Raw genomic sequence first — 25,916 nt, forward strand, 5'->3', positions numbered from 1 at the left:
ACGGGCGGGCCCTGCCGGCGGGCCGGCTAAGCCGCCGACGCCGCGTCGTACTCGGCGAGGAACGCACCGACCTCGGGCACCGCGCGGTGGCCCCGCAGGTGGCCCGCGGTGTCGGCGATCATGCCCCGGATGCGGGCCGAGCGGACCTCGCCGAGCAGTGTCACGGCCGTCGACGCGTGCTGCGCCGCCCCGGCCAAGTCACCACGGCCGAGCCGGTCGTGGGCCAGCTCGGCGGTGTAGAGCACCCGGTTGCGGACGAAGTGCGGGTCCTGCAGCTCTATGGCCCGCTCGGCCCGCTCGCTGGCCCTGTCCCACTCGCCGAGCGCGGACCAGCACTGGGCCTCCAACCCGGCGATCTCGGCCTCGCCGAAGAAGGACATCCACTCCGGGTCGGCCTCCGACTCGCCCCGCTCGAAGAGCGTCCGGGCGCGGGCGAGCGCCCGCTCGCACCCGGGTCTGTCCCGCATCAGGGCCCAGCCGCCGGCCTCGCGCAGAGCCAGCAGCGAGAGCAGCCGGTCCGAGTCGAGGTGGCGGGCGGCGGCCTGCCCGGCCTGGGCGGCGCGCAGGGCCTCGCGGGGCCGCCCGGTGTCGCGGGCCAGGAAGGCGCTGTTGCAGAAGACGTGCGCCTCCAGGGCCGAGTCGTTGGCCATCCGCGCGGTGGCGAGCGCCTCGGAGTAGAACGAGCGGGCGTCGGCCAGCCGGTTCGAGTCGTGGGCGAGCCAGCCGACCGAGATCGCCAACTCGCCGGCCCCGGCCTGGAGCCGACGCTCGGTCGCGGCGCTGTACTCGCCGTCGTTCAGCAGTACGTACGCGCTGCGCAGCGACTGCCCGGCCAACTCGAAGAGCGCGTCGGCGCCTCGGGCGTCGTCGAGCATCCGGATGTCCCGGACGGCCTGCTCGACGCTGTCCACCTCGGCGGCGCCGACCTTGCGCGGCGGCGGCACCGGCTGCTGGAGCAGCGGCAGTGCGGCGGGCCCGGCGCTCGAGTCGCCGCCGTCGGTACTGGCGGTGGCGCCTTTGCTGGCGGTCTGGACGGGCAGGTGGGTGGGGTGGCTCGCGGCTCGGGCCGGCCGGTCGAGGCCGATCACCGCCGCCAGGGCGGTCGGGCCGCCGCTCAGGAACGTACGGCGACGCACGTCGTCGTTCTCCTCGTCGGGATGGTGCGAATCGTTGAGGGGAAGCGCCTCGTCGTGCGGCAGCAGACCGACGCTGGGCAGACCGAAGCTGGGCAGACCGGAGCTGGGCTGGGCGTCGGGCGGCGGGGCGGCCCCGGCACCTGTGCGCCGGCGGACCTCGGTGCGGGGCGCGAAGCCGAGCTCCGCCAGCGAGCGGTCGGGCCACATGTGCCGGAACACCCGCTCGTAGGCGTAGTTGGGGCAACGGATCTCGCCCGTCTCGACCCGCCCGACGTACCGGGCGTCGCAGGACACGTGCTCGCCGATCTCCCGAGCCGCCCGCCGGATCGCGGTGGCGAACTCGCCCGGTGAGCGGTCACCGCGCAGCTCGCGCATCGCAGCGTTCGGCGTGGCCGTGGGTGTCGCTGCGGGTGTGGCTGCGGGTGCGGCGGCGGTAGGGGCGGGCGGGGGCCCGGCTGATCTCGTGGCTGCCATGATCTGCGCTCCGAGTGCGTGCCTGGTGGAGTCCGTGCCTTGGTATGCCTGTCTGCTGTTGTCGGGTGACAGTACCCGGAGTCACCGATCAACCACAGCGTGTTTCCGGATGATGTATGGTCAATCAGGTATATTTCGGGCACTCTTGCCGAGTTCTGCCATGAAATGCCATGGCTTGCTGTACACCTCCCCGTGGCCTCCCGTGCACCATCTGCGTTGTCCTGATACGTGGAAGGTCCTGTCCGCACCCCCACCCGATCGATGCGGGCAGGCCTTCCGGTTGACGAAGCGACAGGAGAAGCCCTCATGGCCGTCGGAGTGCCGCAGTACAGCCGCCCGGGTGCCGCAGGTGTGCTCCCCGGGATCGCCCCGGCCCTGGTGCGGTACGACACCGTGACCGTCGCGGTCCGGCTCGGCCTGGAGACGGTGGACATCCTGCGGCTCCGCCGCGCCTGCGGTTCGGTCATGCAGGGCGCCGGCGGTTCGGCGATCGCCTTCCTGGTGCCGGCCGGCACTGCGGACCGCTGGCACCTCCCGGGCAGCACCTGTACGACGGGGGCGCCCGCGCTCCCGCCCACCGACCCGCGCTGGGTCATGCCGCCTGCCGGGCCGAACGCCCTGGCCCGCCCGACGGACGCCTGGGTGCTCCGCTCGGCCCTCTGCGAGGCGGCCTGCACCCTCACGGCCAGCGGCCTCGGGCCGCTCTGACCTCGCACCTGCCCGCACTCGTCCCCCGCACCCCTCCTCGTACCCGCACCCCTACCCGTCCGTGCACACGGCCCGACGCGGCCGCACGGCCCGGCGATAATGGTCGGTATGGGACGCAGCAACAGGGCCGGCAGGGCTCGCACCGAAGCAGAGCCGACGCCCGCCGCAGCCACCCGACCCGACGGCCCCCGGGCGGACGGCGGCCGCACCCACGCCGAAGGCCCGCTCGCGCGCCCCGTCGACTCCGGGTTGGCCGAGCTCGTTCCCGACCGTGACCGGCCACGGGCCTGGAGCCTCCTGGTGGACGGCGCCCCGCAGTCCCTGGTCGACCTGGCCGATCCGACCCACCTGGGTTTCGAGTACCAGCGCAGGCTCGGCCACCTGATCGACCTCGCCGCCCAGCCGGGCAAGCCGATCACCGTGCTGCACCTCGGCGGTGGCGCCCTCACCCTGGCCCGCTACGTCGCGGCGACTCGTCCGCGCTCCCGGCAGCAGGTCGCGGAGATCGACACCGCGCTGACCGAACTCGTGCGGGCCGAGCTGCCGTTGGAGCGCGGCTGGCAGATCAAGGTGCGCGGCACCGACGCCCGCGCGGTGCTGGAGCGGACCCCCGAAGGCACCGTCGACCTGGTCATCGCCGACGTCTTCGCCGGAGCCCGGGTGCCCGCCCACTGTGCGACGGTCGAGTTCGTCACCCTGGCCGCCCGCGCGCTCGCCCCCGGCGGCCGGTACGCCGCCAACATCGCCGACGGCGGCCAGCTCGGCTTCGCCCGCTCCCAGGTCGCCACGCTGCGGGCGGTGTTCCCCGAGGTCTGTCTGGTGGCCGACCCGGCGGTGCTGCGGGGCAAGCGGTTCGGCAATCTGATACTCGCCGCCGCCCAGCAGCCCCTCCCGGTCGAGGAGCTGGCCCGCCGGGTGGCCTCCGACTCCTACCTCGGCCGCATCGAACACGGCCGGGCTCTCGCCGACTTCACCGCCGGCGCGGCCCCCGCCACCGACGGGACCGCAGGTCCGTCCCCCGCGCCACCGCCCGGCGTCTTCCGCTGAGCAGTCTCCCGGTTCCGGTGTCGGTGCCGCGCCGCGTCAGTGGCCGCGCGGGAGACCGCGGTGCTTGTACATCGCCGCACCGGTGAGCAGCAGCCCGGCAGTGATCGGGACGAGGACGGCGGTGAAGTCGTCGCCGCCCCCGACGGGAGCGGCGGAGGTCAGGGTGAGGTCCTGCGCACCGGGGTCCTGGCCGGTGAGTTGGTCGGCCGGGACCAGTGGCGAAGCCTGCCCACTCCCGCCGGGGCCGCCGACGCCGGGTGGCTGCTGTCCGTTGACGGCGGGGTGGGCCCGGTCACTGCCGTCGGCGCTCGCGCCGCCCGATGCGGAGGCGGTCAGGCCGGTCGGCTTCCGGGCTTCGCCGGTGCCGCCCGGCAGCGAACGGGAGGCCCGCTGCGCGTCGTCCCCTCGGGGCTGCGGCGGTACGGACGGGAGCAGGACGGCCGCGATGGCGAAGGCGTCGGGCACGGTGGTCGCCTGTCCGGGCAGGGGGAGCCCACCTGAGCGGATCCGCTCCTGGAGGACCCGGCCGACTGGCGCCGCCTGATGCTCCAGCAGCGGTACCGTGCCGGTGAGCTGCTCGAGCAGGGCCGGCGCCTCCGACCGGCTGACCAGATCGGTGCCGGGGTCGGTCGCCGCCGCGTACGCGCTGGTCATGCCGAGGCTCAGCCCCCACACCTGGGCGAGCACCGCACCCCCGGCCGCCAGCGTCCGTGGGCGGGGCAGCCAGGTGCCCGTACGGCCGGGGCGCGGCGTAGCGGTGGCTTCGGGCTGGGAGTGTGTCGCGTGATTGGCTCGCACGTGAGGGGAGAACGAGCGGTGGGGGCGGGAAGTCACGCCGAGGAGTGACGGGGTGTCAACATGACGGGTCAGGCTTCCGGAGTACGTCCGGCTCCGGGCGCGCGCTTTTCGGCCGAATCGGTTCTGCCGGGCGGGCGGAGCGGCGGGCGGCGTGCGGGCCGTCCGAATGCCTCCGGACGCATTTGCGCACCTCCCGATGCCACCGCCGGTCCGACCTGGGCGGGCGAGGTCGGACCGGCGGTGGCGGTGGCTCAGGAGTTCGGGCGCAGCGTCCAGGTGATGGTCATCACACCGGTGATGGCGCCGTCGGCGCGGGTGATCTCCACGGTGACGGGGAACTCGGGGCGCTCGCCCTTGTCCAGCTCGGCCACGATGTCGGCGACCGGGCGGCCGATGGTGGCGGTCGCGGTGACGACACCCATGGCGAGCTTCTTGTACGCGATCTCGGCGTTCACCGCGAGCGGCACGGCGCGCGAGAGCTGGTCGCCGAACGCGGCCAGGACGATGCAGCCGCTGGCGGACTCGGCCAGCGTGAACATCGCACCGGCGTGCGGGCCGCCGACGTGGTTGTGGAACTCGGCCTGGTCCGGCAGCTGCAGCACGGCGCGCTCGGCGCTGGTCTCCAGGTACTCGAGCTTCAGCGTGTGGGCCATCGGCACGGTGGAGTCGAGCAGCTGGCCGATCGAAGGTGTCGTCATACGAGCGATGTTACTAGTCGGTAGCTATCAGGGGGAGAGGGCGGCCGGAATTCGTCCGGGTGTCCGGCCGGCCGATGGTGCCGGGCGGCGCGAAGTCCCTGCCGCCGCACGGGGGTTCGGAGTCGGCGGCGCCGAAAACGCAGAAAAGCCTTGAGGGCCTGATCTCAAGAGATCAGGCCCTCAAGGCCGTTGGGGTGAGTGACGGGACTTGAACCCGCGGCCCCCTGGACCACAACCAGGTGCTCTACCAGCTGAGCTACACCCACCATTTTCGGGGCGTTCCCGCTCCGACAAGAAGAACTCTACAGGATCGGAGAGGGTGCTCGCGCCAGGGTTTCGACCTCGGCTCCGATCGAGCCCAGGGGGTGTGCCGGAGGGTGTGTCGGGGGGCGCCGGAGGGTGTCAGCCGGTGGGCAGCTGGTACTTCGCCGCGATCGCGCGGGCGGTGTCGGTGTCCGGGCCGGGGGCCGCGACGAACACCGCCTCGCGGTAGTAACGGAGTTCGGCGATGCTCTCCCGGATGTCCGCCAGAGCGCGGTGGTTACCGCCCTTCTGCGGGCTGTTGTAGTAGGCGCGCGGGTACCACCGGCGGGCCAGCTCCTTGATCGAGGAGACGTCCACGATCCGGTAGTGGAGGTACCCCTCGAGGGCGGGCATGTCCCGGGAGAGGAAGCCACGGTCCGTCGCCACCGAGTTGCCGCAGAGCGGGGTCTTCCCGGCCTCCGGCACGTGCTCGCGGATGTAGGCGAGCACCAGGGCCTCGGCCTCGACGAGGGTGACGCCGCCTTCGAGCTCGTCGAGCAGCCCGGAGGAGGTGTGCATGGCGCGGACGAACTCCGGCATGCCCTCGATCGCCTCGGCCGGTGGCCTGATGATCACATCAACGCCCTCGCCGAGGATGTTGAGATCGGAGTCGGTCACGAGTGCCGCGACCTCGACCAGGGCGTCCCGGTCGAGGTCGAGCCCCGTCATTTCACAGTCGATCCATACCAAACGGTCGTTCACGTCACTCACCCTACGGCGCGATCCCGTGAACCGGACAGCTCCCGGCCCTCACCGGCGGGCCGCTCCGCCGAGTCGTCACCGGCCGCGTCCTGCCCGGCGAAGCCGGCAGGCAGCCCCGGGCCGTCCGCCCGGTGCCCCTGGCCGAGGCCCCGGGCAGTGGGCTGCCCGTGCCCCTCCTCCTCGGCGACCGCGTGCTCGACGGCCTGGTGTCCGCCTGCCTGATGCCCGGCAGCCTGGTGTCCGCCTGCCTGAGTGCCGGTGAGCGGCCGCCGGGCCGACGGGCCGGACTGCGGCGGGACGAGCGGCCTGGCCCGGTTCTTCCCGTGCTGAGCGGCGGAGCCCTGCGCCGGGCCTGCCGCCGCCCGGTCCGCACTCCGGTCCGCGCCCCGATCCGTAGGCGTACCGCTCGGGCCGAACGTGCTCGCTCCGGCACCCGAGTGGCCGCCTGCGCCGCCCGGAGCCGGATGCCGCTCGGACGACGACGCCGATGCCGCCGCCGACCGCTCACCCGCGAGGGCCTGGGCCGGTACTGCGGCAGCGGGAAGCGGCCGCCGAGCGCGGTAGCTCGTCCGGTACGTGGCCGGGGAGACCCCGAGCTGGCGGCGGAAGTGCCCGCGCAGCGCCACCGGCGAACGGAACCCGCAACGTCGCGCCACGTCGTCGACCGACAGCTCCGAGGTCTCCAGCAGCCGCTGGGCCTGCAGCACCCGTTGGGTGATCAGCCACTGCAACGGCGCACTGCCGGTGAGCGTACGGAATCGGCGGTCGAAGGTGCGTCGGCTCATGTAGGCGCGAGCCGCGAGCACCTCGACGTCGAACTGCTGGTTGAGGTTCTCCAGGGCCCACGTCACCACCTCGGCGAGCGGGTCGTTGCCGATCTCCTCCGGTAATGACTGGTCGATGTACTGCGCCTGCCCGCCGCCGCCACGCCTGCTCGGCACGACCAGCCGACGGGCCAGCGCGTTCGCGGCCTCGGCGCCGTGGTCGCTGCGCACCACGTGCAGGCAGAGGTCGATGCCCGCCGCCGTGCCGGCCGAGGTCAGCACGTCGCCGTCGTCCACGAACAGCTCGCGGGGGTCGACGTGCACGCGCGGGTACCGCTTCGCCAGCGTCGGTGCGTACATCCAGTGGGTGGTGGCCGGACGGCCGTCCAGCAGACCGGCCGCCGCCAGAACGAACGCGCCGGTGCAGAGGCCGATGATCCGGGCGCCCTCGTGGTGGGCCTTGCGCAGCGCGGCGATCGCCTCGACGGGCGGCGGCTGCGAGATCGAGCGCCAGGCGGGCACGACGATGGTGCCCGCTCGGGCGAGCGCCTCCAGGCCGTACGGGGCGCTCAGGGTCAGGCCGCCGGTGGTCGCGAGCGGGCCGTCCTCGCCCGCGCAGACCAACAGCCGGTAGCGCGGCACACCGGCGTCCTGGCGGTCGACCCCGAAGACCGAGAGCGGGATCGAGCTCTCGAAGATGGGGGCCCCACCGAAGATCAGCACGGCGACGGTCTCGCGCCGCCGCCGCCCCGAGAGCTTCCGGGGGACGGTCAGCAGGCCCTGGCTCGTCGCACCGGAGCCACCTGCCGTGCCCGACAGCCCGGCTGACACACCGACAGCACCCGCGCCTTGGCCGGGCGCCCCGGACAGAGCGGCCATCGCGGTCGCGTGCTGCGGACCGGCCGACGCTGCGTACGCCGGGGACTGGGCGTGGAGCTGGGCGTGGGGGTGGGGGTGAGTATGGGGGTGTGGTTGAACGTGCGGCTGAGTGTGGACCTGGGCGTGCGTGTGGCCGGCTGCGATCCCTCCGCCACCGCCGGTAGGCGAAAAACTCTGATGACCGCTGGGCGAGTTGGCAGCCGACGGGCCGGCCGTCCGGGCGGGGGACAGGCTCTGCGGGTACAGCGGAGTGCCGGGGGTGCTCTGCGGGCCGCGCGGCAGTCTGAGTGCCGAGGAGGTCTCGACTCGGGGCACGGGCGTCGTGCCTCCTGGGTCCCGACCCGCGGGGCCGGTCGGCGACTGGCCGTCAGGACCCGCGTCGCTCCTGCTCACCCTGCTCAAGGCGCTCCAGCCCCCTCGGTGGTGTGGTGTGGTGGTGCCGCACTGCTCGCCAAGATCGAATCTACTGGGTGGACCGTTCCCGTTGTGACAAGTTCACCATCCGACGCTATGTCGACATGGCAATTTGGCGTGATGCATTCGATCACGAAGCGTGGCACCCGTCGACCCCTCTGGGAAGGGGGCCTGAGTAACGGTGGCTTGTTGTTGTACGACCCACCCGAGACCCTCCCGGCACGCTGCGCCCTGCCGAGTGGTCTGGGCTGCAGCTTTCCCCAACGTGGTGCTTCCGAAGCGAGATTGACCGAAAATGAGCGGTTCGCGGGAGGGCGCGCGAGGTAGCGTCGTGCGCCTCTGTGAGCCCCCGCAGCGCGGTGCGCAGGCCCTCAGGGCCCTCCTGGCCGACTTCGACCCACCCGGCGCGCTGCCCTGCACAGCCGACTCGAACAGGCCACCGCGCGGCAGCCCGGCCGTCCACCCCGAGCCCTGCCGTCAAGGGGAGACGGCCCGGAGGCCGCTGATCGGTGCGATGGAGGACGCGCCCGCGGCGGCGGAGCCGGCGGTGGCCTGCGCGCGCTCCCGGGCACGCGCGCCCGGCGCGCTGCGTGCGGACAGCACCAGACCGACGGCCTCCGGCAGCCCCGCCGCGCTCAGCGTCGGCCGGTACCCGGGCTCGGCCCAGGGGCGGCCGTGGTGGAGCCAGACGCTGCGCAGACCGGTCACCTCCGCTCCGGCGATGTCGGCGGGGGCGTAGTCGCCGACCATCCAGGTGTGCGAGGTCCAGTCGCGCGTGAGCGGGACTCCGCAGCGCTGTGCGGCGATCTCGAAGATCAGCGGGTCGGGCTTGAGGCAGCCCGCCTCCTCCGAGATGACCCAGCCGTCGACCAGCGGGACGAGGCCGGTGCGGCGGATCTTCTCCAGCTGGGGGCGGGTGTTCCCGTTGCTGACGATGCCGATGGTCCAGCCGGCGGCCCGTGCCGCGTGGAGTGCCGCAACGTGTGCCGACGGGCACTGGATGTGCGAGTTGATCCCTCGCCGGTAGTGGGCGAGCAGGAAGTCGAGGGAGTGGTCGAGGCCGTACCGGCGCTTCGCGGCACCCAGCACGGTGCTGCGCGGAACGTAGCCGCCGCCGTCGATCGCGGCGAACCAGTGCAGGTCGTCGGACGGCAGTCGGTGGTCGTCCAGGAAGTCCTGTGCCCAGCCGAGGAAGGCGGCGTCCCGGGGGAGGAGGGTGTTGTCGAGGTCGAGCAGGAGCAGCGGCATGCGCTGCATGGTGCCAGCGGCCGAGCCTATGCATCAGGCATTTGCCAGCTCACGGCCCGAACTGTGGGAAGTGGCCGAAACCGGTGCATCACGGATGGTGCGGGATGTTGTCGGATACAGCGGACGCGGCGGATCGGGGCAGGTGGACGGGTAGGGAGCTGGGTGACTCGGTGGTGCAGGCGCGTACTGGAGGGGTGCGCTGTCAGCCGTGTGAGAGATGGTGCGAAAGGTGCTGGTGTGACGGGAGCGGCTGATCGATGACAGTCGGATCACGTTGTGTGGTTGCCCTGTTGCGCAGATGGGTCTCCTCGGTCAAGCTCCAGGGAACCTCCTCGATCGGGCGAGCGCACTCCGCCTGCGGGAGGGGCGTGAACAGCGCGGCGCACGCATCCCCCGTTAGCGGGATAGTGGCCGTTTTTGGGCTTCACTGCTGGGCGGGGCCCTGCCCTCGTCGTACTCTGAAAGGAACAGGTCACATCGGTGGTGCTCGGCGAAGACCGGCTCGGTGTCGTGGGTAGACCTGTTGCCTGGGCAGCCTTGTCCTTCCCTGTCGGCCCATCTCACTCGAAGAGCTTTGAGCCATGGCTGGTTTTGAGCCCCCCAGGTCGGTCGGCGCAGATGCTGCCGGACCGGTCGAAGCGTTTCCCCTTGCCGTCCCGCGCGACCGTCGGCCTGCTGCCGCGTTCGGTCGGGACGTGGTGCGTCGTGGCTGGCCCAGGCCACGACAGCGGAGAGGGGAGCACGGGGACGAGCGCACGGAGGGTGCGGTGACGGACGGTACGGGATCGGCGGTCGGCCGGTCCGGCGGGGCGGGCGGGATCGGTGGGACGGGCGGAGCCGGTGATCCGGTGCTCGAAGGCCAGGCCGTGCGGTCCTGCGACCCGGTGTTCCAGCACGGCGTGGTGGTCGGCTTCGACGGCTCGCTGTCGAGCGAACGGGCCCTGGCCTACGCGGTCGGGATGGCCCGCCGCTCCCACTGCGGGCTGGTGATCGTGCACGTCGCGAACCGGCTGCCCACGACGGTCTGGGCCGGGTGCGAACCACCCGTCTTCGTCGACCTCCCCGACCACCGGACCGAGATCCTCGGCCTGGAACTGGCCTGCGCCGACTACCTGTCGGGAGTGCCGTGGATCCTGGTCGAGCGCGGCGGGGACATCTGCCACGAGATCGAGGAGGTCGGCCGGGAGTACGCCGCCGACGCCATCGTGGTCGGGAGCACCCACGGCATCCTCGGCAAGCTCTTCGGGTCGGTCTCCGGCCGACTCGCCCGCCGGGCCAACCGGCCGGTCATCGTCATCCCCTGACATCGGCTGAGCTGATCGAGTCATCATTTCCACTGATGATCAGTCATGCCGATTGGCGGGTGGGTGCATCCGGTGATGAATGAAATGTGCGCATTCAACATTCCACCGGACTGACCAGTCGGACCGCCGACGCACTGCAGGCTCCCGGGCGGCCACTGGCCGCTGTACTGCTCGTGCCCCTGGTAGTGCCGCTGCTGGTGCCGTTCCTGGTCGGCGCGGCGGCCGGAGGCGCACAGGCGCCGCAGGCGTCGCCCGGCGGAGAGCACCGTGGTGGCGAAGCCCGCGACGCACTGGTGCTGACGGTGCGGACCAACTCGGTCGCGGGAGTGGACGTCCGGGTACGAGCGGGCGAGCCGGTGCTGCGCACGTACCGCCTGGTGAACCGGGCGGAGTACGGGCTGGCCGCGACCTTGACCGACTCGCAGGTGGCGGGCGGGGTGGTGGCATGCGGCCGGAGCGGGCCGGTCACGGTGCCCGCGCTGGGCACGGTCGATTGCGCGGTGCGGATCACGGCGGCTCCAGGCGTTCGAACGGGGTCGGCAGCGGTTGATGCGGTGGCTCCGGCGGGGCTCCCCAGGGCTGTGGCATCGGAGCAGGTCGGGTATCACGGAGTGACCGCCGGGCTGGCGCTCTCTCGGGTCGGAGTGGTGTCCGGGAGCGGTGTCGGGCGGCGTACCAGGGCGATGGCGGAGGACAGTGCCGTCCCCGTCCCCGACGCGGGTGTCGGCAGGGCAGGGTCGGCGCACCGGGCGGGCGGATCGATGGAGGCCCGCTACCGGGTCGAGGCCGTCGGAGAGGTACCCGTCGGCAGAGTGAGCGTCGTCGACGACCTTCCCGGCCTCGGGGCCGCCTCCTGCCCGGGGCTGGCGGGTGGGCAACTCCTGGTGCCCGGCCACCCGGCCGACTGCGCCGCAGCCGGCTCGGCCAAGGCCGGGCGTCAGCAGGGGACGGCTCACGCGGTGGGCTTCGCGGACGACGCGGTGGTCGGGGAGGACGGCCACCGCCTTCCGGGGCGCCGGCTGAGCGCTGACGCCCCGGGCAGCTACGACGGCGCTGTCCCCGGATCCGGCGGTGGAGGTACCGGCACCGGTGGGAGTAGTGGTGGGAACGGTGGGAGTGGCAGCGGTAGCGGAGGCAGCGGCGCTGGGGCCGGCTCGGGGCAGGGGCAGGGGCAGGGGCAGGGGCAGGGAGCGGGTCCGGGGGCGGGCCAAGCGCAAGCACAGGGCCAGGGCCCGGCGCAGGACAAGGCGTCGGCAACCGGGCAGGCGTCGAGCGTCGTGGTTCCCTACCGCCCGGGTGCTGGACCGGCTCCGCTGCCTGGTGGCCCGTTCGCTGCTGTCCCGCCGGGCGGACTGCCTGGCGGACTACCCGCCGGACTGCCTGGCAACTCGACCGCAGCCCAGGGTGGAGCGGCAGCCGTACGCGCCGGGCTCGCTGCAGCCGTCGCATCTGCGGCCGGGGCTGTGCTTCCCGGGGGAGCGGCGGGGGTCTCGGGTGCCGGTGCGGGCACGAATCCGGCAGCCGGCCGGACTCCCGTGCCAGGGCAGAGTGCCGGCCCGGCGGCAGGCGCCAGTGCTCGGGCGGCGAGCGCGGCGCCGACCGGTGCGGTAGCGCGTGCGGGTGGGATGCCCGCCGTCGAGGGGTCTCCTTTCGGAAGCGATGACGAGGACACCTGGGGCGCGGACGAGGTGATGCTCATGCTGCTGGCGATTCTCCTTCCGGTGCTGTGCGTGCTGGCAGCGGCCTTCACCGTCCGCCCGCGCACGCCGAACTGACGGTCAGTCGGGTGGAGGCGAGGAACCGCAGAGGATGAGGAGCAGCGACGGTGTGGAAAATCGGATTGGTGGCGCTCGCCGGTGGCCTGTTGGCCTTGGCCATCGGCATCGTGCTCGGCCGGAGCAGGGGATCGCGGGACGGCAGCACCTCGCCGCAGGCTCTGGCGTTCGCGGGTGCGGCAGTGCTCGGCTTCTTCGCGCTGTTCACCGGCTTCAGCATCGCCGGGGCCTGGCAGCAGATGAACTCCGCACGCCAGCACACCTATGAGGAATCCCGGGCCCTCACAGAGGTGTACTGGTCGACAAGGGATCTACCGGAGGCGGGGCGGACCGTGCTGCGGGACCACCTGCGGGGCTACACCCGGCTGGTGGTGGACGAGGAGTGGTCGGAGATGGCACGGGGGCGCGGAAGTGTCACGGCCTGGGAGGCGATCGACCGGGCCCGGTCGACTGCCGATGCTGTTCACGTGGAGATGCCGGCAGAGGTCACTGCGAAGAGCGACGTGCTGCGGAATCTGACGGATGTCTACGCGAAGCGGAATTCTCGTCTCGCGGACATCAGGGCAGTGGTGCCGGGTATTGCCCTGGGCGGCCTTCTGGTGGGGGCGGTGTTCGTCGTCGCGACGCCACCGATGATCGGGCTGACGGCGAATGTCCGTAATCTGATGCTGATGGCCTTTGTCGGCGCCTCCGTTGCTTTCGGGGTGAGTCTTGTCGTCGAGTTCAGTGGTCCTTTCTCGGGAGTGGTGAAAGTGGATCCGACCGCATTCCAGTTGGCTCTGGTCCGGTACGACCAGATCGACTCCGGCGCGGGCGCTGCCGGCACTGCGAGCACTGCCGGCACCGGGGGTGTCGCAGGCTCGCCGGTCCACTGATGCCGGACCGGCGGCGCCCGCGATCGGTGCTCAGGAGGAGGTGATGCCCAGCTCCCGGGCGATCAGCATCCGCTGGACCTCGGACGTGCCCTCGCCGATCTCGAGGATCTTGCAGTCGCGCCAGAACCGGGCGACGGGGAACTCGTTCATGAAGCCGTAGCCGCCGTGGATCTGGGTGGCCTCGCGGGCGTTGTCGACGGCCGCTTCGGAGGAGTAGAGCTTCGCGATGGCGGCCTCCTTCTTGAACGGTTCGGAGTGCAGCAGCCGGGAGGCGGCGTCCCGCCAGGCGATGCGGGAGATGTGTGCGCGCGTCTCCATGTCGGCCAGCTTGAACTGGATGACCTGGTTGGCGCCGATGGTCCGCCCGAAAGCGCGGCGGTCATTGGCGTACTGGACGGACTGGTCGACGCAACCCTGGGACAGGCCGGTGGCCAGGGCTGCGATGGCGATGCGGCCCTCGTCGAGAATCCGCAGGAACTGGGCGTATCCGCGACCGCGCTCTCCGAGGAGGTTGGCGGCGGGGACACGGCATTCGGTGAAGGACAGTTCACGGGTGTCGGATGCATTCCACCCGACCTTCGAGTACTTCTTCGACACCTGGAACCCCGGGGTTCCGGTAGGCACGATGATGGAGGAGATCTCCCGCGTTGGCGAGACCTTTCCGCCGTCTTCACTCGAACGAGCGATCGGTTCCGTCAGTGCGGTGACGGTGACCAGGCCGGTGATGTCCGTACCCGAATTGGTGATGAAGCACTTCGTGCCGTTGATGACCCACTCGTCGGTGGCCTCGTCGTAGCGCGCGGTGGTGCGGGTGGCCCCCGCGTCCGACCCGCCCTCGGGCTCGGTCAGGCCGAAGGCGCCGAGCATCTCGCCGGAGGTCAGCTTCGGCAGCCACTCCCGCTTCTGCTCCTCCGTCCCGAAGCGGTAGATCGGCATCGCGCCCAGCGACACCGCGGCTTCGAGGGTGATGGCGACCGACGAGTCGACGCGGGCCAGCTCCTCCAGCACCAGGCAGAGCGCGAAGTAGTCGCCGCCCATGCCGCCGTACTCCTCCGGGAACGGCAGACCGAAGAGCCCCATCCGCCCCATCTCGCGGATGATCTCGTACGGGAACTCGCCCTGCTCGTAGAACTCGCCGATCTTCGGTGCGACGAAGTCCTGGGCGAACTCGGCGACGGTGCGCCGCAGTTCCTCGTACTCGCGGTCCAAGCGGTGGTCGAGCATGGTGATCTCCTCGGTCGAGGCCCGCAGGGCCGATGCCGCAACGGGGAGGGAGTGCCGGGCGGGCCGGGGCGCCCGCCAGGTCGTGGCCGGTGTCAGGCGGAGGTGCCGACCAGGGCCTGGACGGCGCGGGACGGGCTGGGGCGGCCGAGTTGCCGGGCCATCCAGCCGCTGGTCGCGACCAGCGCGCGGAGGTCGACACCGGTGCTGATGCCGAGGCCGTGCAGCATCCAGACCAGGTCCTCGGTGGCGAGGTTGCCGGTGGCGCTCTTGGCGTACGGGCAGCCGCCGAGGCCGCCCGCGCTGGCGTCCACCGTGGTCACGCCGCAGCGCAGGGCGGCCAGGGTGTTGGCGAGCGCCTGGCCGTAGGTGTCGTGGAAGTGCACGGCGATCTGCTCGACGGGTACGCCTGCCCGGTCGAAGCCCTCCAGCAGTGCTGTGACCTGGCCGGGAGTCGCGACGCCGATGGTGTCGCCGAGGCTCAGCTCGGTGCAGCCGAGCTCCAGCAGCCGGACGCCGAAGTCGATCACCTGCGCGGCGGGGACGGGCCCCTCCCACGGGTCGCCGAAGCACATCGAGAGGTAGCTGCGGGTCGGGACGCCGGCGTCGGCCGCGCGCCGGACGACCGGGCGGAACATCTCCAGCACCTCGTCGGCCGAGCGGTTGAGGTTGCGCCGGGCGAAGGTCTCCGTGGCGCTGGCGAAGACCGCGATGTCGGTGACGCCATGCACCAGCGCCCGGTCGAGACCGCGCTCGTTCGGCACCAGCACGGGCAACCGGAGCCCCGGGTGCCGGTCGGGGAGCCCGCCGAGCCGGGGCATCAGCTCCTCGGCGTCGGCCAGCTGCGGCACCCACTTGGGGTGGACGAAGCTGGTCGCCTCGACGGTGCCGAGCCCGGCCGCCGCCAGCCTGGCGATGAACTCGGCCTTCACCTCGACCGGGACGAGCGAGCTCTCGTTCTGCAGCCCGTCCCGGGGCCCGACCTCGTGAATCCTCACGTGAGCGGGCAGGCCCGGCGCGGTGACGGGTGCGGGAAGCCCCAGCTCCAGGGCGTCCGGCTCGTGCGACTGACCACTGCTCATGACGCCACCTCCGTACAGGTGCCGGCGTCGGACGTGTCCTCGTCCTCTACCGGGGTGACCACGGCCAGCACCTCGTCCATCGCGACCGTCCCGCCGGTGCTGGCCCGCAGCTCGGTGACCGTGCCGTCGTGCGGCGCGGTGATCACGTGTTCCATCTTCATCGCCTCCAGGACGAGCAGGGCCTGCCCGCGCTTGACCTGCTCGCCGAGCGCGGCCTTGACCACGGTGACCGTGCCCGGCATCGGTGCGGTGAGTGCGCCGTGATGGGCCGTACCGGTGGAACTCCGGTCGGCGAGTGGGTCGTACGGGTGGACGGCCCAGGCATCTCCGTCGATCCCGAACCAGGTGACGGGGCCGGCCGCGGAGGTGTCGTCAGTGGCATGTGCAAAGGTCGTCTGCAGGCCGTCGACAGTGACGTGCACCCGGTCGGCGGCGAGGGTGGCCCGAGCCGTCCGGACGAGGCCGTCGTCGAGACGTACCTGCAGGTCGGCGCTGGTCCCTGAGTGACTGTCAGTGCCGTCGGATACGGTGCTCGCGTCAGCGGGTCGGACGAATACGGAGACCGGGTCGCGGCCCGGGAGGCGCAGCCGGTGGGTGGTCCACGCGGCCTCGCCGTTCAGCCGCCATCCGGAGGGCACGGAGAACGGGTCGGTCCACCCGTCGGCGCCGGCGGTCGGCGTCAGGGCCAGCTGCCGCGTCAGCGCGGCGGTGAAGTAGAGCACCTCCACGGCCGAGGCGGAGGGAGCGCGCCCCTCGTCACCATCAACGTGAGCACCGTTGATGTCAGCACCGTTTACGTCAGTGCTATCAACGTCAGCAGCAGGAAGACCAGCGGCGTACGGAGAGCTCAGCAGCTCCGGCTGCTGCTCGACGGTCCGCTCGACCAGGCCGGTGTCGAGCCGACCGGCGGCGACGTCGGGGTGGGCCAGCAGCCGTCGGAGGAATCCGGCGTTGGTGGTCACCCCGAGCAGCTGGGTCTCCGCGAGCGCGGCCCGGAGGCGGCGGATCGCGGTCGGGCGGTCGGGCCCGTACGCGATGACCTTGGCCAGCATGGGGTCGTAAAGGCTGCCGATCTCGGTACCGGCGGTCACGCCGGAGTCCACCCGGATGCCGCTGCCGCGCGGTTCGTCGAGGGCGAGGATGCGACCGCCGGTGGGGAGGAAGTCCCGGTCGGGGTCCTCGGCGCAGATCCGGGCCTCGATCGCGTGGCCCAGGAAGGAGATGTCCGACTGCTCGAACGGGAGGTTCTCGCCCGCGGCGACGCGGAGCTGCCACTCGACGAGGTCCAGGCGTTGCGGGTGCGGCGTGTCGGCCCCGACGGCGATGGCCAGCTCGGTGACGGGGTGTTCGACCTGGAGGCGGGTGTTCATCTCCATGAAGAAGAAGTCCAGGACACCTTCGGGTGCGGGCCCCGAGGGGTCGATGCCCGGCACGATGAACTCCACCGTGCCGGCCCCGGTGTAGCCGCAGGCCTCGGCGGCGCGGACGGCTGCCGCGCCCATGGCCTCGCGGGTCTCCGGGTTCAACAGGACGGAGGGTGCCTCTTCGATCAGCTTCTGGTGTCGGCGCTGAAGACTGCACTCGCGCTCACCGAGGTGGACGGTCCGGCCGTGGGTGTCGGCCAGGATCTGCACCTCGATGTGCCGGGGCTGGTCGACCCAGCGCTCCAGCAGCAGGGTGTCGTCGCCGAAGGAGGTCCGGGCGACCCGTCGGGCCGCCGCCAGCTCGGCGGGCAGGTCGGCCGGGTCGCGGACCAGCCGCATGCCCTTGCCGCCGCCACCGGCGGACGGCTTGAGCAGCACGGGGTAGCCGATCTCGGTCGCCGCAGCGGTGAGGTCCGCATCGGTCGGCGAGCCGCCCTGGCTGCCCGGCACCACCGGCACTCCGGCGGTGCGGACGGCCTCCTTGGCGTTGATCTTGTCGCCCATCAGCTCGACCGCGGCCGGCGGCGGGCCGATGAAGACCAGGCCCGCGTCCGTGCACGCCCGTGCGAAGGCTGCGTTCTCGGCGAGGAAGCCGTACCCGGGGTGGACGGCCTGGGCACCGGTGCGGCGGGCGGCCGCGAGGATCTGGTCGGTGCGCAGGTAGGTCTCGACAGCGGTGCTGTCGCTGTGCCCGGCAGGGCCGAGCCGCACCGCGACATCGGCCTCGCGGACGTGCGGCGCATCGGCGTCCGCGTCGCTGAAGACGGCGACGGACCGGACGCCGAGCTGCCGCAGGGTCCGGATCACCCGTACCGCGATCTCGCCTCGGTTGGCGACCAGAACAGTGTCGAACATGGGAGGCGTTCCTCCAGAGCGAGGACGAGAACGAGGGACGAGAGGTGGGACGAGAGGTGGGACGAGAACGAGCCAGGGCGAACGAGTGGGAACCACCGACCTGCCGTCGGTCACATCCGGAAGACGCCGTACGGCTGCGGCTCGGCGAGCGGGGCGTTCGCGCAGCTGGTGAGGGCCAGCCCGAGGACGGTGCGGGTGTCCATCGGGTCGATCACGCCGTCGTCCCAGAGCCGGGCGGTCGAGTAGTAGGCGTTGCCCTGCCGCTCGTACTGCTCGCGGACGGGGCGCTTGAACTGCTCCTCCGCCTCGGCAGGCCACTCCTCGCCCTGCCCCTCCAACTGGTCCCGGCGGACGGTGGCGAGCACGGAGGCCGCCTGTTCGCCGCCCATGACCGAGATCTTCGCCCCGGGCCACATCCAGAGGAAGCGAGGCGAGTAGGCCCGTCCGCACATCGAGTAGTTGCCCGCGCCGTACGAGCCGCCGATGACCACCGTCAGCTTGGGCACCCGGGTGCAGGCGACGGCGGTGACCATCTTGGCGCCGTGCTTGGCGATGCCACCCGCCTCGTACTGGCGGCCGACCATGAAGCCGGTGATGTTCTGGAGGAACAGCAGCGGAATGCCCCGCTGGTCGCACAGCTCGATGAAGTGGGCGCCCTTGAGAGCCGACTCGGCGAACAGCACGCCGTTGTTGGCGACGATGCCGACGGGGTGCCCGTGGATCTTCGCGAAGCCGGTGACCAGCGTCGTCCCGTACTCGGCCTTGAACTCGGCGAACCGGCTGCCGTCCACCAGCCGCGCGATCACCTCGCGGACGTCGTACGGAGTCCGGGGGTCGACGGGCACCGCGCCGTACAGCCCGGCGGGGTCGACGGCCGGGGGCTCGGCGGGGCCGAGCGGCCACGGCTTGGCAGCACGCGGGCCGAGACCGGCGACGATCGTCCGGAGGATGGAGAGCGCGTGGGCGTCGTCGTCGGCGAGGTGGTCCGTCACGCCGGAGGTACGGGAGTGCAGGTCACCGCCGCCCAGCTCCTCCGCTGTGACGACCTCACCGGTGGCGGCCTTCACGAGCGGCGGGCCGCCCAGGAAGATCGTGCCCTGGTTGCGGACGATCACGGCCTGGTCGCTCATCGCCGGCACGTACGCGCCGCCCGCCGTGCAGGAGCCGAGCACGGCGGCCAGCTGCGGGATGCCGGCGGCGGAGAGCCGGGCCTGGTTGTAGAAGATCCGGCCGAAGTGGTCGCGGTCGGGGAAGACCTCGTCCTGCATCGGCAGGAAGGCACCGCCCGAGTCGACCAGGTAGAGGCAGGGCAGCCGGTTCTCCAGCGCCACCTCCTGGGCCCGGAGGTGCTTCTTGACCGTCATCGGGTAGTAGGTACCGCCCTTGACGGTGGCGTCGTTGGCGACCACCACGACCTCGCGCCCGGCGACCCGGCCGATCCCGGCGATCACCCCGGCGGCGGGGGCGGCCCCGTCGTAGAGGCCGTCGGCGGCCAGCGGGCTGAGCTCGAGGAAGGGGGAGGAGGGGTCGAGCAGTGCGTCGACCCGCTCCCGGGGCAGCAGCTTGCCGCGGGCGGTGTGCCGGGCGCGGGCCTTGGCACCGCCGCCCTGTGCGGCTGCCGCGAGCTTCTCGCGGAGTTCGGTGACCAGGGCCCGGTGCGCAGCGGTGTTCGCCGCGAACGCGTCCGAGCCGGGGTCGACGGCCGTCTCCAGCCGGGGTGCGGGCGCGGCCGCGCCGTCGAACCGGGGCAGAGCAGCGCCCTGACCGGTGGACGGAAGCACGCCGGGACCTGCGGCCGTGCCGGCGGTCGGTCCGAAGAATGTGGGGACCATCCCAAGAGCTCCCTTGCCCTCGGAGCCAGGCGGGTACGCGGACGGATGACCCGCGACCCCAAAGTTAGTGAGCGTTAACTCCTGTTGCCAGGTTAACGCTCGATAACCCAGGTGTCTACGATGGATGTCATGTCGAACGTGCAGCCTGTCTCCGCACTCCCACGCCGCGACCAGATCCGGCGGGAGGCCGCCCGGCTCTTTGCCGCCCGGGGCTTCCTCGGCGTCGGCGTGGACGAGATCGGTAAGGCCGTCGGCATCAGCGGCCCAGGGCTGTACCGCCACTTCTCCGGCAAGGACGCGATGCTCGCGGACCTGCTCGTCGGGATCAGTGAACGCCTCCTGGACGCGGGCCGCCAGCGGGTCGGCGAGGCCGACAGCGCCACCGGCGCATTGGACGCGCTCATTGGCGGCCACGTCGACTTCGCGCTGGACGACCGGGATCTGATCATCCTGCACGACCGCGAACTGCTCCATCTCAAGGAGGAGGACCGCCGCCGGGTGCGCCGCCTCCAGCGCGGCTACGTCGAACTGTGGGTCGAGATGGTCCGCGAGGCCTTCCCGCCGCTCGCCACCCCCGAGGCCGCCCCCCTCGCCCGCGCCGCCGTCCACGCGGTCTTCGGCCTGCTCAACTCGACCCCGCACAGCGCGGGCCCGCAGTCCGCCGACGGCGACCGTGGCGGCCTGCCGCGCGACGCGATGGCCTCGCTGCTCCACGACCTGGCCCAGGGGGCCTTCGCGGCAGCGGCCGTCACGGCGGAGGCCGCCGCGGACGCCGCCTGAGCGTCTGGGCGTAGGACCAACGGGGGAGCCCGTCGGGTCCGGGGGCGGGTGCGGTGGTCCGGCCGTGCGGGGCAGGCTGGTGATCGGCGGGAAGCTCACGCGGCCAGGTGCTGTTCGAGTCACTGTCGGGCCCGTCGAATCACGATGGACTACACCGCGACCGAATGGTTAGTATCCCTAAATATGGCTGAGACTCAAGGTTCTACGGCGGAGATTACCTCCGGTGCCAGCGCCGCAGGCGATGTGTCCGACCGCGCCACGAGGCTCCGGCCGACGACCGCGCCGGCCCCAGTCGGCGACACCACCCCCACCACCCCCACCACCCCAACCGCCGCTCCCGCCGCGCTCGCCACCCCCACCGCTCCCGGCGAGACGCCGCCCGGTTGGCTGCGTCGGCTCGTGGGCTACTGCTGGCGGTACCGGAAGAACGTCCTGCTCTCCTTCGGGGCGTCGCTGGTCGGAATGACGGTCACGTCTGCCGTCCCCCTGATCACCAAGCTGATCATCGACGACGTCATCACCAACCACACCCGCCCGCTCATGCCGTGGGCCGTGGCGCTTCTCGCTGCCGCCGCCGTGGTGTTCCTCTGCACCCAGATCCGCCGCTACTACGGCGGGCAGCTCGCGCTGGACGTCCAGCACGACATGCGGGCCGACCTCTTCCGTTCGCTCACCCGTCTGGACGGCGCCCGACAGGACTCGCTCGACACCGGCCAGGTGGTCGGCCGGGCGACCTCCGACCTGCAACTCGTCAACGGCCTGCTCTCGATGCTGCCGATGATGACCGGCAACTTCCTGATGTTCGGCACGTCCGTCCTGGTGATGCTCTGGCTGTCACCGCCGCTGACGCTCATCGCCCTGGTCATGGGCCCGGCCCTCTGGTGGTTCGCCACTCTCAGCCGCAAGCGCCTCTTCCCCGCGACGTGGGCCGCCCAGCAGGAGGCGGCCGTCGTCGCGGGCGTCGTCGACGAGGCGATCGGCGGTGTCCGGGTGGTCAAGGGCTTCGGCCAGGAGGCCCAGGAGCGCGCGAAGCTCGAACGCGCCTCCCGCGCACTCTTCGGCGCCCGGCTCCGCTCGATCCGCCTCAACAGCCGCTACACCCCGGCCATGCAGGCGATCCCCGCCCTCGGGCAGGTCGCGGTCCTCGCCCTCGGCGGCTGGCTGGCCGTGGAGGGGCAGGTCTCGCTCGGCACCTTCGTCGCCTTCTCCACATACGTCGCCCAGATGACCGGCCCGGTCCGGATGCTGACCATGCTGATCACCGTCGGCCAGCAGGCGCGGGCGGGTGTGGAGCGGGTGTTCCAGCTCGTCGACCAGCGTCCGCTCGTCCAGGAGCGCCCCGGCGCGGTCGATCTGGCGACCACCCCTATTTCCACCTCCGCTTCCGCCACTCCTGTCACCGACCGGGCTCCGGCCCTGGAGTTCGACCGGGTCGACTTCCGCTACCACGGCGGTACGGCGGATGCGCCGGAGCAGCGGCTCGTCCTGGAGCAGCTGAGTCTGCGGCTGGCCCAGGGCGAGACGCTGGCGCTGGTCGGTAGCTCCGGCTCCGGTAAGTCGACGGTGGCGCAGCTCGTACCCAGGTTCTACGACCCCACGGCGGGCACCGTCCGCCTGCACGGCCACGACCTGCGTGATCTCACCCTCGAATCGCTTCGCGGGGCGATCGGCATCGTTCCCGAGGAGAGCTTCCTCTTCTCCGACACGGTCAGTGCCAACATCGCCTACGGCCGCCCCGACGCGACCGACCAGCAGATCGAGGAGGCCGCCCGCGCGGCCCAGGCCGACGGCTTCGTCCGGGCGCTGCCCGATGGCTACGCCACCAAGGTCGGCGAGCAGGGCCTCACCCTCTCCGGCGGCCAGCGGCAGCGGATAGCCCTGGCGCGGGCGATCCTCAGCGACCCGCAGCTCCTGCTGCTCGACGACGCGACCTCGGCCGTCGACCCGCAGGTGGAGGCCGAGATCCACGAGGCGCTGCGCAGCGTGATGGCTGGCCGCACCACTCTGCTAATCGCCCACCGGCAGTCGACCCTCCAGCTGGCCGACCGGATCGCCGTCCTGGAGCGCGGTCGGCTGATCGACATCGGCACGCACGCCGAGCTCGAAGCCCGATGTCCTCAGTACCGTGCGCTGATCACCGACCCGGACGGCGGGATAGGCACCCCGGCCCCCGACACCCAGCTCGGCGCCCAGCCCGCCCCTCAGCAACAGCCTGCGCTCCAGAAGCAGCCCGCACGAGCCACCGCCTCGGCGACGCCCGCCGCACCGCTGACGGCCCCCGCGCCCAAGGCCACCGACGCCGCCCCCGACCTCCTGGAGAAGGTCGCGGCGCTCCCCCCGGCCGTCGACACGCCCGACATCCCGCTCGCCGCCGCCGAGGCCGGTGACCCCGACTTCAGCCTCGCCCGGCTGCTCGCGCCCTTCCGTCGCCCGCTCGCGCTGGCCCTGCTGCTGCTGGCGTTGGACGCCGCAGCCGGGCTTGCGATCCCCGTCCTGATCCGGCACGGCATCGACGACGGCGTGAGCCGCGCCGCGTTCTCCGGCGTCGCCGTCGCCTCGCTGGGCGCGCTCGCCGTCGTCCTGCTCGACTGGCTGGTGCAGGGCGCCGAGGCGCGGGTCAGCGGCCGTACGGGTGAGCGGGTCCTGTACACGCTGCGCCTGAAGATCTTCGGGCACCTCAACCGGCTCGGGCTGGACTACTACGAGCGCGAGCTGTCCGGCCGGATCATGACCCGGATGACCACCGACGTCGACTCGATCTCCAGCTTCCTGCAGACCGGTGTGGTCACGGCCGTGGTCAGCCTGCTGACCTTCTTCGGGATCTTCGGGGCCCTGCTGGTGATCGACGCGGGCCTGGCGCTCGTCGTGTTCGGCGTGCTGCCGCTGCTGGTCGTCGCGACCCTGGTGTTCCGCCGCAAGTCGACCGCGCAGTACCAGATCTCCCGTGACCTGATCAGCACGGTCAACGCGAGCCTCCAGGAGAACGTGGCGGGCATGCGGATCGTCCAGGCTTTCCGCCGCCAGGAGCTCAACACCGACCGGTTCCTCGCGGCCGGCACCGACTACCGCAACGCCCGGGTCAAGGCGCAGCTGTACATATCCGTCTACTTCCCGTTCGTGCAGTTCCTGTCCAGCGTGGCCGCCGCCCTGGTGCTGATCGTGGGCGCCTCCCGGGTCGACGCGGGCACGCTGACCATCGGCGCGCTGGTCGCGTACCTGCTGTACATCGACCTCTTCTTCGCCCCCGTCAACCAGCTCTCGCAGATCTTCGACGGGTACCAGCAGGCGTCCGTCGGCCTCGGCCGGATCAGGGAGCTGCTGCGGACGCCGACCAGCACGCCGGACACCGAGCAGCCGGTCGCGGTGGAGCGGCTGCGCGGCGAGGTCCGGTTCACCGACGTCAGCTTCGCCTACAACGGTGGCGACGGCGGCAGCCCGGACGTGCTCTCCGGGATCAGCCTGCACATCCCACCGGGCCAGACCGTCGCCCTGGTCGGTGAGACCGGCGCGGGCAAGTCGACGCTGGTCAAGCTGGTGGCCCGGTTCTACGACGCCACCGGCGGCACCGTCAGCGTCGACGGCACCGACGTCACCCGGTACGACCTCGCGCAGTACCGGCACCGGCTCGGTGTCGTCCCGCAGGAGGCGTACCTCTTCGCCGGGACGGTCCGGGACGCGATCGCCTACGGGCGGCCGACGGCGACGGACGCCGAGGTCGAGGCAGCGGCCCGCGCGGTCGGGGCGCACGAGATGATCGTCGGACTGTCGGAAGGCTACCGTCACGAGGTCAGCGGCCGTGGCCGGAACCTCTCCGCCGGTCAGCGCCAGCTGATCGCGCTGGCCCGCGCCGAGCTGGTGGACCCGGACCTGCTGCTCCTCGACGAGGCCACCGCCGCGCTCGACCTCGCGACGGAGGCGGCCGTCAACAACGCCGCCGACCGGCTCAGCGGCGGGCGTACGACGCTGGTCATCGCCCACCGCCTGACCACCGCGCAACGGGCCGACCGGATCGTCGTGCTGGCGCACGGCCGGGTGGTGGAGGACGGCGCGCACGGCGAGCTGCTGGCGCGCGGCGGTGCGTACGCAAAGCTCTGGCAGGCCTTCACGGCGGACGGCCACGCTGCCGAAAAGCTGCTCTGAGCAGGGTCGTTCGATCACGGAGCGATATCGGCTGGGACGCAACTGCGCAGCTCAGCGCCCAGAACCCGGCCGAACGGCCGGACGGCCTGATAAACAGTGCGTGCACTCGCGCATGACGCCGGGAGCATCCCCCACAGGCTCCCGGTCGAGAGGCCATGCCCATGTCTTCGCGCTGCAGCGAGACGGGGCGCAGCACTGCGCGCCACACCCGTACATCCCTGCCGTTGGTGGCCCTGTGCTCCACCGGCTACCTCCCGGCCTACCTGCTGCCCGCCGTCGTCGGCCGGGTCCCAGGTGACCTGGAGGTGACACCCACTCAGGCCGGTGCCGTCGGCAGCGCCCTGCTGCTCGCCTCCGCCTCCGCCGGGCTGTTGCTGGCGGGCAGGGTCCGGACGATCGGCTCCGCGCGGCTCGCCCGCGTCGGCCTCGCCCTGCTGGTGCTCGGCTGTGCCGTCGCCGCGGTGGCCTCGGCCGGCCAGCTGCCGCTGCTCGTCCTCGGCTGCGTGCTGGGCGGTTTCGGCACGGGAACGGTCGCCGCCGTGGCAGGGGTCGGGGTCGCCGCCACCGGGCAGTCGCACCGGCTCGCGGCCCTCGGGCTGCTCGCCGCCTCCGGCACGGCCGGGGCGCTCTTCCTGTCGCTGCCCCGGCTCGGCGGTGGGCACGCGCTCCCGTTCGCGGCCCTCGCCGCCTACGGTGCCGTCACCTGGTGCACCCTCGGCGGGCTGCCGGAGCCGGGCGCCGTGTCGCCGACGCACTCCCACCCGCTGCCCCACCGGGCTGCGGGCGGTGTGCTGGCCGCCGGCATGATGCTCTGGTCGATGGCGCAGAACGCCCTCTGGGGCATCAGCGGCCAGATCGGCCTGCACCGGGCCGGGCTCAGCGAATCCGTGCTCGGCCTGGTCCTCGCGACGGCCCTCGGCGGTGGGCTGCTCGGTGTGGCGGCCGCAGCGGCGCTCGGCTCGCGGCCCCGGAAGGCCCTGCCGATCGGGCTCGGCACCGCCGCGATCGGCCTCTGCGTCGCGGGCGCCGGAAGCGCGCACGCGCCCACACCGTTCGCGGCGGGCGAGGTGCTCTGGAACACCCTCTACCCCCTCGTGCTCACCTACCTGATCGGGGTCGCCGCCGCACTCGACCCCAGGGGCCGGTGGGCGGTGCTGGCCGGAGCGGCCTCCTCGCTCGGCGTCGCCTGCGGGCCGGTGGTCGGCGCCGCGCTGGCCGCAACAGCCGGCTTCCCGGCGACCGGCCTGCTGCTCGGCAGTCTGCTCGCGGCCGTCGCCCTCCCGCTCGCCGCCGTCGCCCGCCGGACCGGCGAGACCGCGTCCCCGGCCGGCGCCCCGGCTGCCGAGCCGACCGCCGGGGCCACCATCCCGCGGCAGCGTTCGGTCGGGCCCGTCGGCGGCGCCGGAACGGGCATAGCCGTGGCCATGACCCCGCTCGCCGCCCCGTGACCGGCAGCT

General features: G+C 72.4%; 16 protein-coding genes, 1 tRNA gene and 2 pseudogenes. 8 read left to right on the plus strand and 11 right to left on the minus strand.

The features are described 5' to 3' along the window. Nucleotides 1-26: 26 nt before the first annotated feature. Nucleotides 27-1,610 carry a tetratricopeptide repeat protein gene (locus ACR68M_RS23020; protein WP_441246001.1) on the minus strand — a complete coding sequence of 528 codons (1,584 nt, stop codon included), beginning with the start codon at nucleotides 1,608-1,610 and terminating at the stop codon, nucleotides 27-29. A 306-nt stretch (nucleotides 1,611-1,916) separates the two neighbouring features. On the opposite strand from ACR68M_RS23020, the gene ACR68M_RS23025 reads away from it, so the two are divergent. Further along, a complete protein-coding gene (locus ACR68M_RS23025) occupies nucleotides 1,917-2,318 on the plus strand; it encodes a hypothetical protein (RefSeq protein ID WP_441246002.1) in 402 nt (133 codons plus the stop codon). A 108-nt stretch (nucleotides 2,319-2,426) separates the two neighbouring features. Then, on the plus strand, nucleotides 2,427-3,365 hold the full coding sequence (locus ACR68M_RS23030) for a spermidine synthase (protein ID WP_441246003.1): 939 nt from the start codon (nucleotides 2,427-2,429) through the stop codon (nucleotides 3,363-3,365). A gap of 36 nt (nucleotides 3,366-3,401) precedes the next feature. On the opposite strand, the gene ACR68M_RS23035 is transcribed toward ACR68M_RS23030, so the two are convergent. The 6 genes and pseudogenes from ACR68M_RS23035 to ACR68M_RS23060 form a co-directional block, all read right to left on the minus strand. Then, nucleotides 3,402-4,163: a hypothetical protein gene (locus ACR68M_RS23035; RefSeq protein WP_441246004.1), complete on the minus strand. Its 762-nt coding sequence runs from the start codon at nucleotides 4,161-4,163 to the stop codon at nucleotides 3,402-3,404. 251 nt (nucleotides 4,164-4,414) lie between these two features. Continuing rightward, on the minus strand, nucleotides 4,415-4,861 hold the full coding sequence (locus ACR68M_RS23040) for a DUF4442 domain-containing protein (RefSeq protein WP_441246005.1): 447 nt from the start codon (nucleotides 4,859-4,861) through the stop codon (nucleotides 4,415-4,417). A gap of 190 nt (nucleotides 4,862-5,051) precedes the next feature. After that, nucleotides 5,052-5,127, minus strand: a tRNA-His gene (locus tag ACR68M_RS23045). Nucleotides 5,128-5,263: 136 nt separating this feature from the next. Continuing rightward, a complete protein-coding gene (orn, locus tag ACR68M_RS23050) occupies nucleotides 5,264-5,866 on the minus strand; it encodes an oligoribonuclease (RefSeq protein WP_441246006.1) in 603 nt (200 codons plus the stop codon). A 545-nt stretch (nucleotides 5,867-6,411) separates the two neighbouring features. After that, nucleotides 6,412-7,407 (minus strand): annotated as a pseudogene (locus ACR68M_RS23055) (helix-turn-helix domain-containing protein); the annotation flags it as partial. Nucleotides 7,408-8,400: 993 nt separating this feature from the next. Next, a complete protein-coding gene (locus ACR68M_RS23060; RefSeq protein WP_441246007.1) occupies nucleotides 8,401-9,171 on the minus strand; it encodes an HAD family hydrolase in 771 nt (256 codons plus the stop codon). 869 nt (nucleotides 9,172-10,040) lie between these two features. On the opposite strand from ACR68M_RS23060, the pseudogene ACR68M_RS23065 reads away from it, so the two are divergent. The 3 genes and pseudogenes from ACR68M_RS23065 to ACR68M_RS23075 form a co-directional block, all read left to right on the plus strand. Beyond that, nucleotides 10,041-10,475: pseudogene (locus tag ACR68M_RS23065) on the plus strand (universal stress protein); the annotation flags it as partial. A 1,625-nt stretch (nucleotides 10,476-12,100) separates the two neighbouring features. After that, nucleotides 12,101-12,250, plus strand: a complete 150-nt coding sequence (locus tag ACR68M_RS23070) for a hypothetical protein (protein WP_441246008.1) — start codon at nucleotides 12,101-12,103, stop codon at nucleotides 12,248-12,250. A 50-nt stretch (nucleotides 12,251-12,300) separates the two neighbouring features. Continuing rightward, entirely contained in the window at nucleotides 12,301-13,125 is an 825-nt protein-coding gene (locus tag ACR68M_RS23075) for a hypothetical protein (RefSeq protein ID WP_441246009.1), read from the plus strand. Nucleotides 13,126-13,155: 30 nt separating this feature from the next. Here the strand turns inward: ACR68M_RS23075 and ACR68M_RS23080 are convergent, their stop codons facing one another. The 4 genes from ACR68M_RS23080 to ACR68M_RS23095 all read right to left on the minus strand — a co-directional run bounded on the left by ACR68M_RS23080 (nucleotide 13,156) and on the right by ACR68M_RS23095 (nucleotide 19,539). Continuing rightward, entirely contained in the window at nucleotides 13,156-14,349 is a 1,194-nt protein-coding gene (locus ACR68M_RS23080; protein WP_441246010.1) for an acyl-CoA dehydrogenase family protein, read from the minus strand. 92 nt (nucleotides 14,350-14,441) lie between these two features. Then, nucleotides 14,442-15,428 (minus strand): hydroxymethylglutaryl-CoA lyase, encoded by a 987-nt coding sequence (locus ACR68M_RS23085; RefSeq protein WP_441246011.1) that lies wholly within the window; start codon nucleotides 15,426-15,428, stop codon nucleotides 14,442-14,444. Continuing rightward, nucleotides 15,425-17,707 carry an acetyl/propionyl/methylcrotonyl-CoA carboxylase subunit alpha gene (locus ACR68M_RS23090; RefSeq protein ID WP_441246012.1) on the minus strand — a complete coding sequence of 761 codons (2,283 nt, stop codon included), beginning with the start codon at nucleotides 17,705-17,707 and terminating at the stop codon, nucleotides 15,425-15,427. The genes ACR68M_RS23085 and ACR68M_RS23090 overlap by 4 nt, the downstream gene beginning before the upstream one ends. 110 nt (nucleotides 17,708-17,817) lie before the next feature. Beyond that, on the minus strand, nucleotides 17,818-19,539 hold the full coding sequence (locus ACR68M_RS23095) for a carboxyl transferase domain-containing protein (RefSeq protein WP_441246013.1): 1,722 nt from the start codon (nucleotides 19,537-19,539) through the stop codon (nucleotides 17,818-17,820). Nucleotides 19,540-19,668: 129 nt separating this feature from the next. On the opposite strand from ACR68M_RS23095, the gene ACR68M_RS23100 reads away from it, so the two are divergent. The 3 genes from ACR68M_RS23100 to ACR68M_RS23110 all read left to right on the plus strand — a co-directional run bounded on the left by ACR68M_RS23100 (nucleotide 19,669) and on the right by ACR68M_RS23110 (nucleotide 25,907). Next, nucleotides 19,669-20,319, plus strand: coding sequence for a TetR/AcrR family transcriptional regulator (locus ACR68M_RS23100; RefSeq protein WP_441246014.1), 651 nt, complete (start codon nucleotides 19,669-19,671; stop codon nucleotides 20,317-20,319). Between the two features lie 183 nt (nucleotides 20,320-20,502). Continuing rightward, nucleotides 20,503-24,459 carry an ABC transporter ATP-binding protein gene (locus ACR68M_RS23105; RefSeq protein WP_441246015.1) on the plus strand — a complete coding sequence of 1,319 codons (3,957 nt, stop codon included), beginning with the start codon at nucleotides 20,503-20,505 and terminating at the stop codon, nucleotides 24,457-24,459. 161 nt (nucleotides 24,460-24,620) lie between these two features. Further along, nucleotides 24,621-25,907, plus strand: a complete 1,287-nt coding sequence (locus ACR68M_RS23110) for an MFS transporter (protein WP_441246016.1) — start codon at nucleotides 24,621-24,623, stop codon at nucleotides 25,905-25,907. Nucleotides 25,908-25,916: the final 9 nt, after the last annotated feature.

Origin of the sequence: Kitasatospora sp. McL0602, assembly GCF_052076145.1 — a bacterium.
Lineage (GTDB): Bacteria > Actinomycetota > Actinomycetes > Streptomycetales > Streptomycetaceae > Kitasatospora.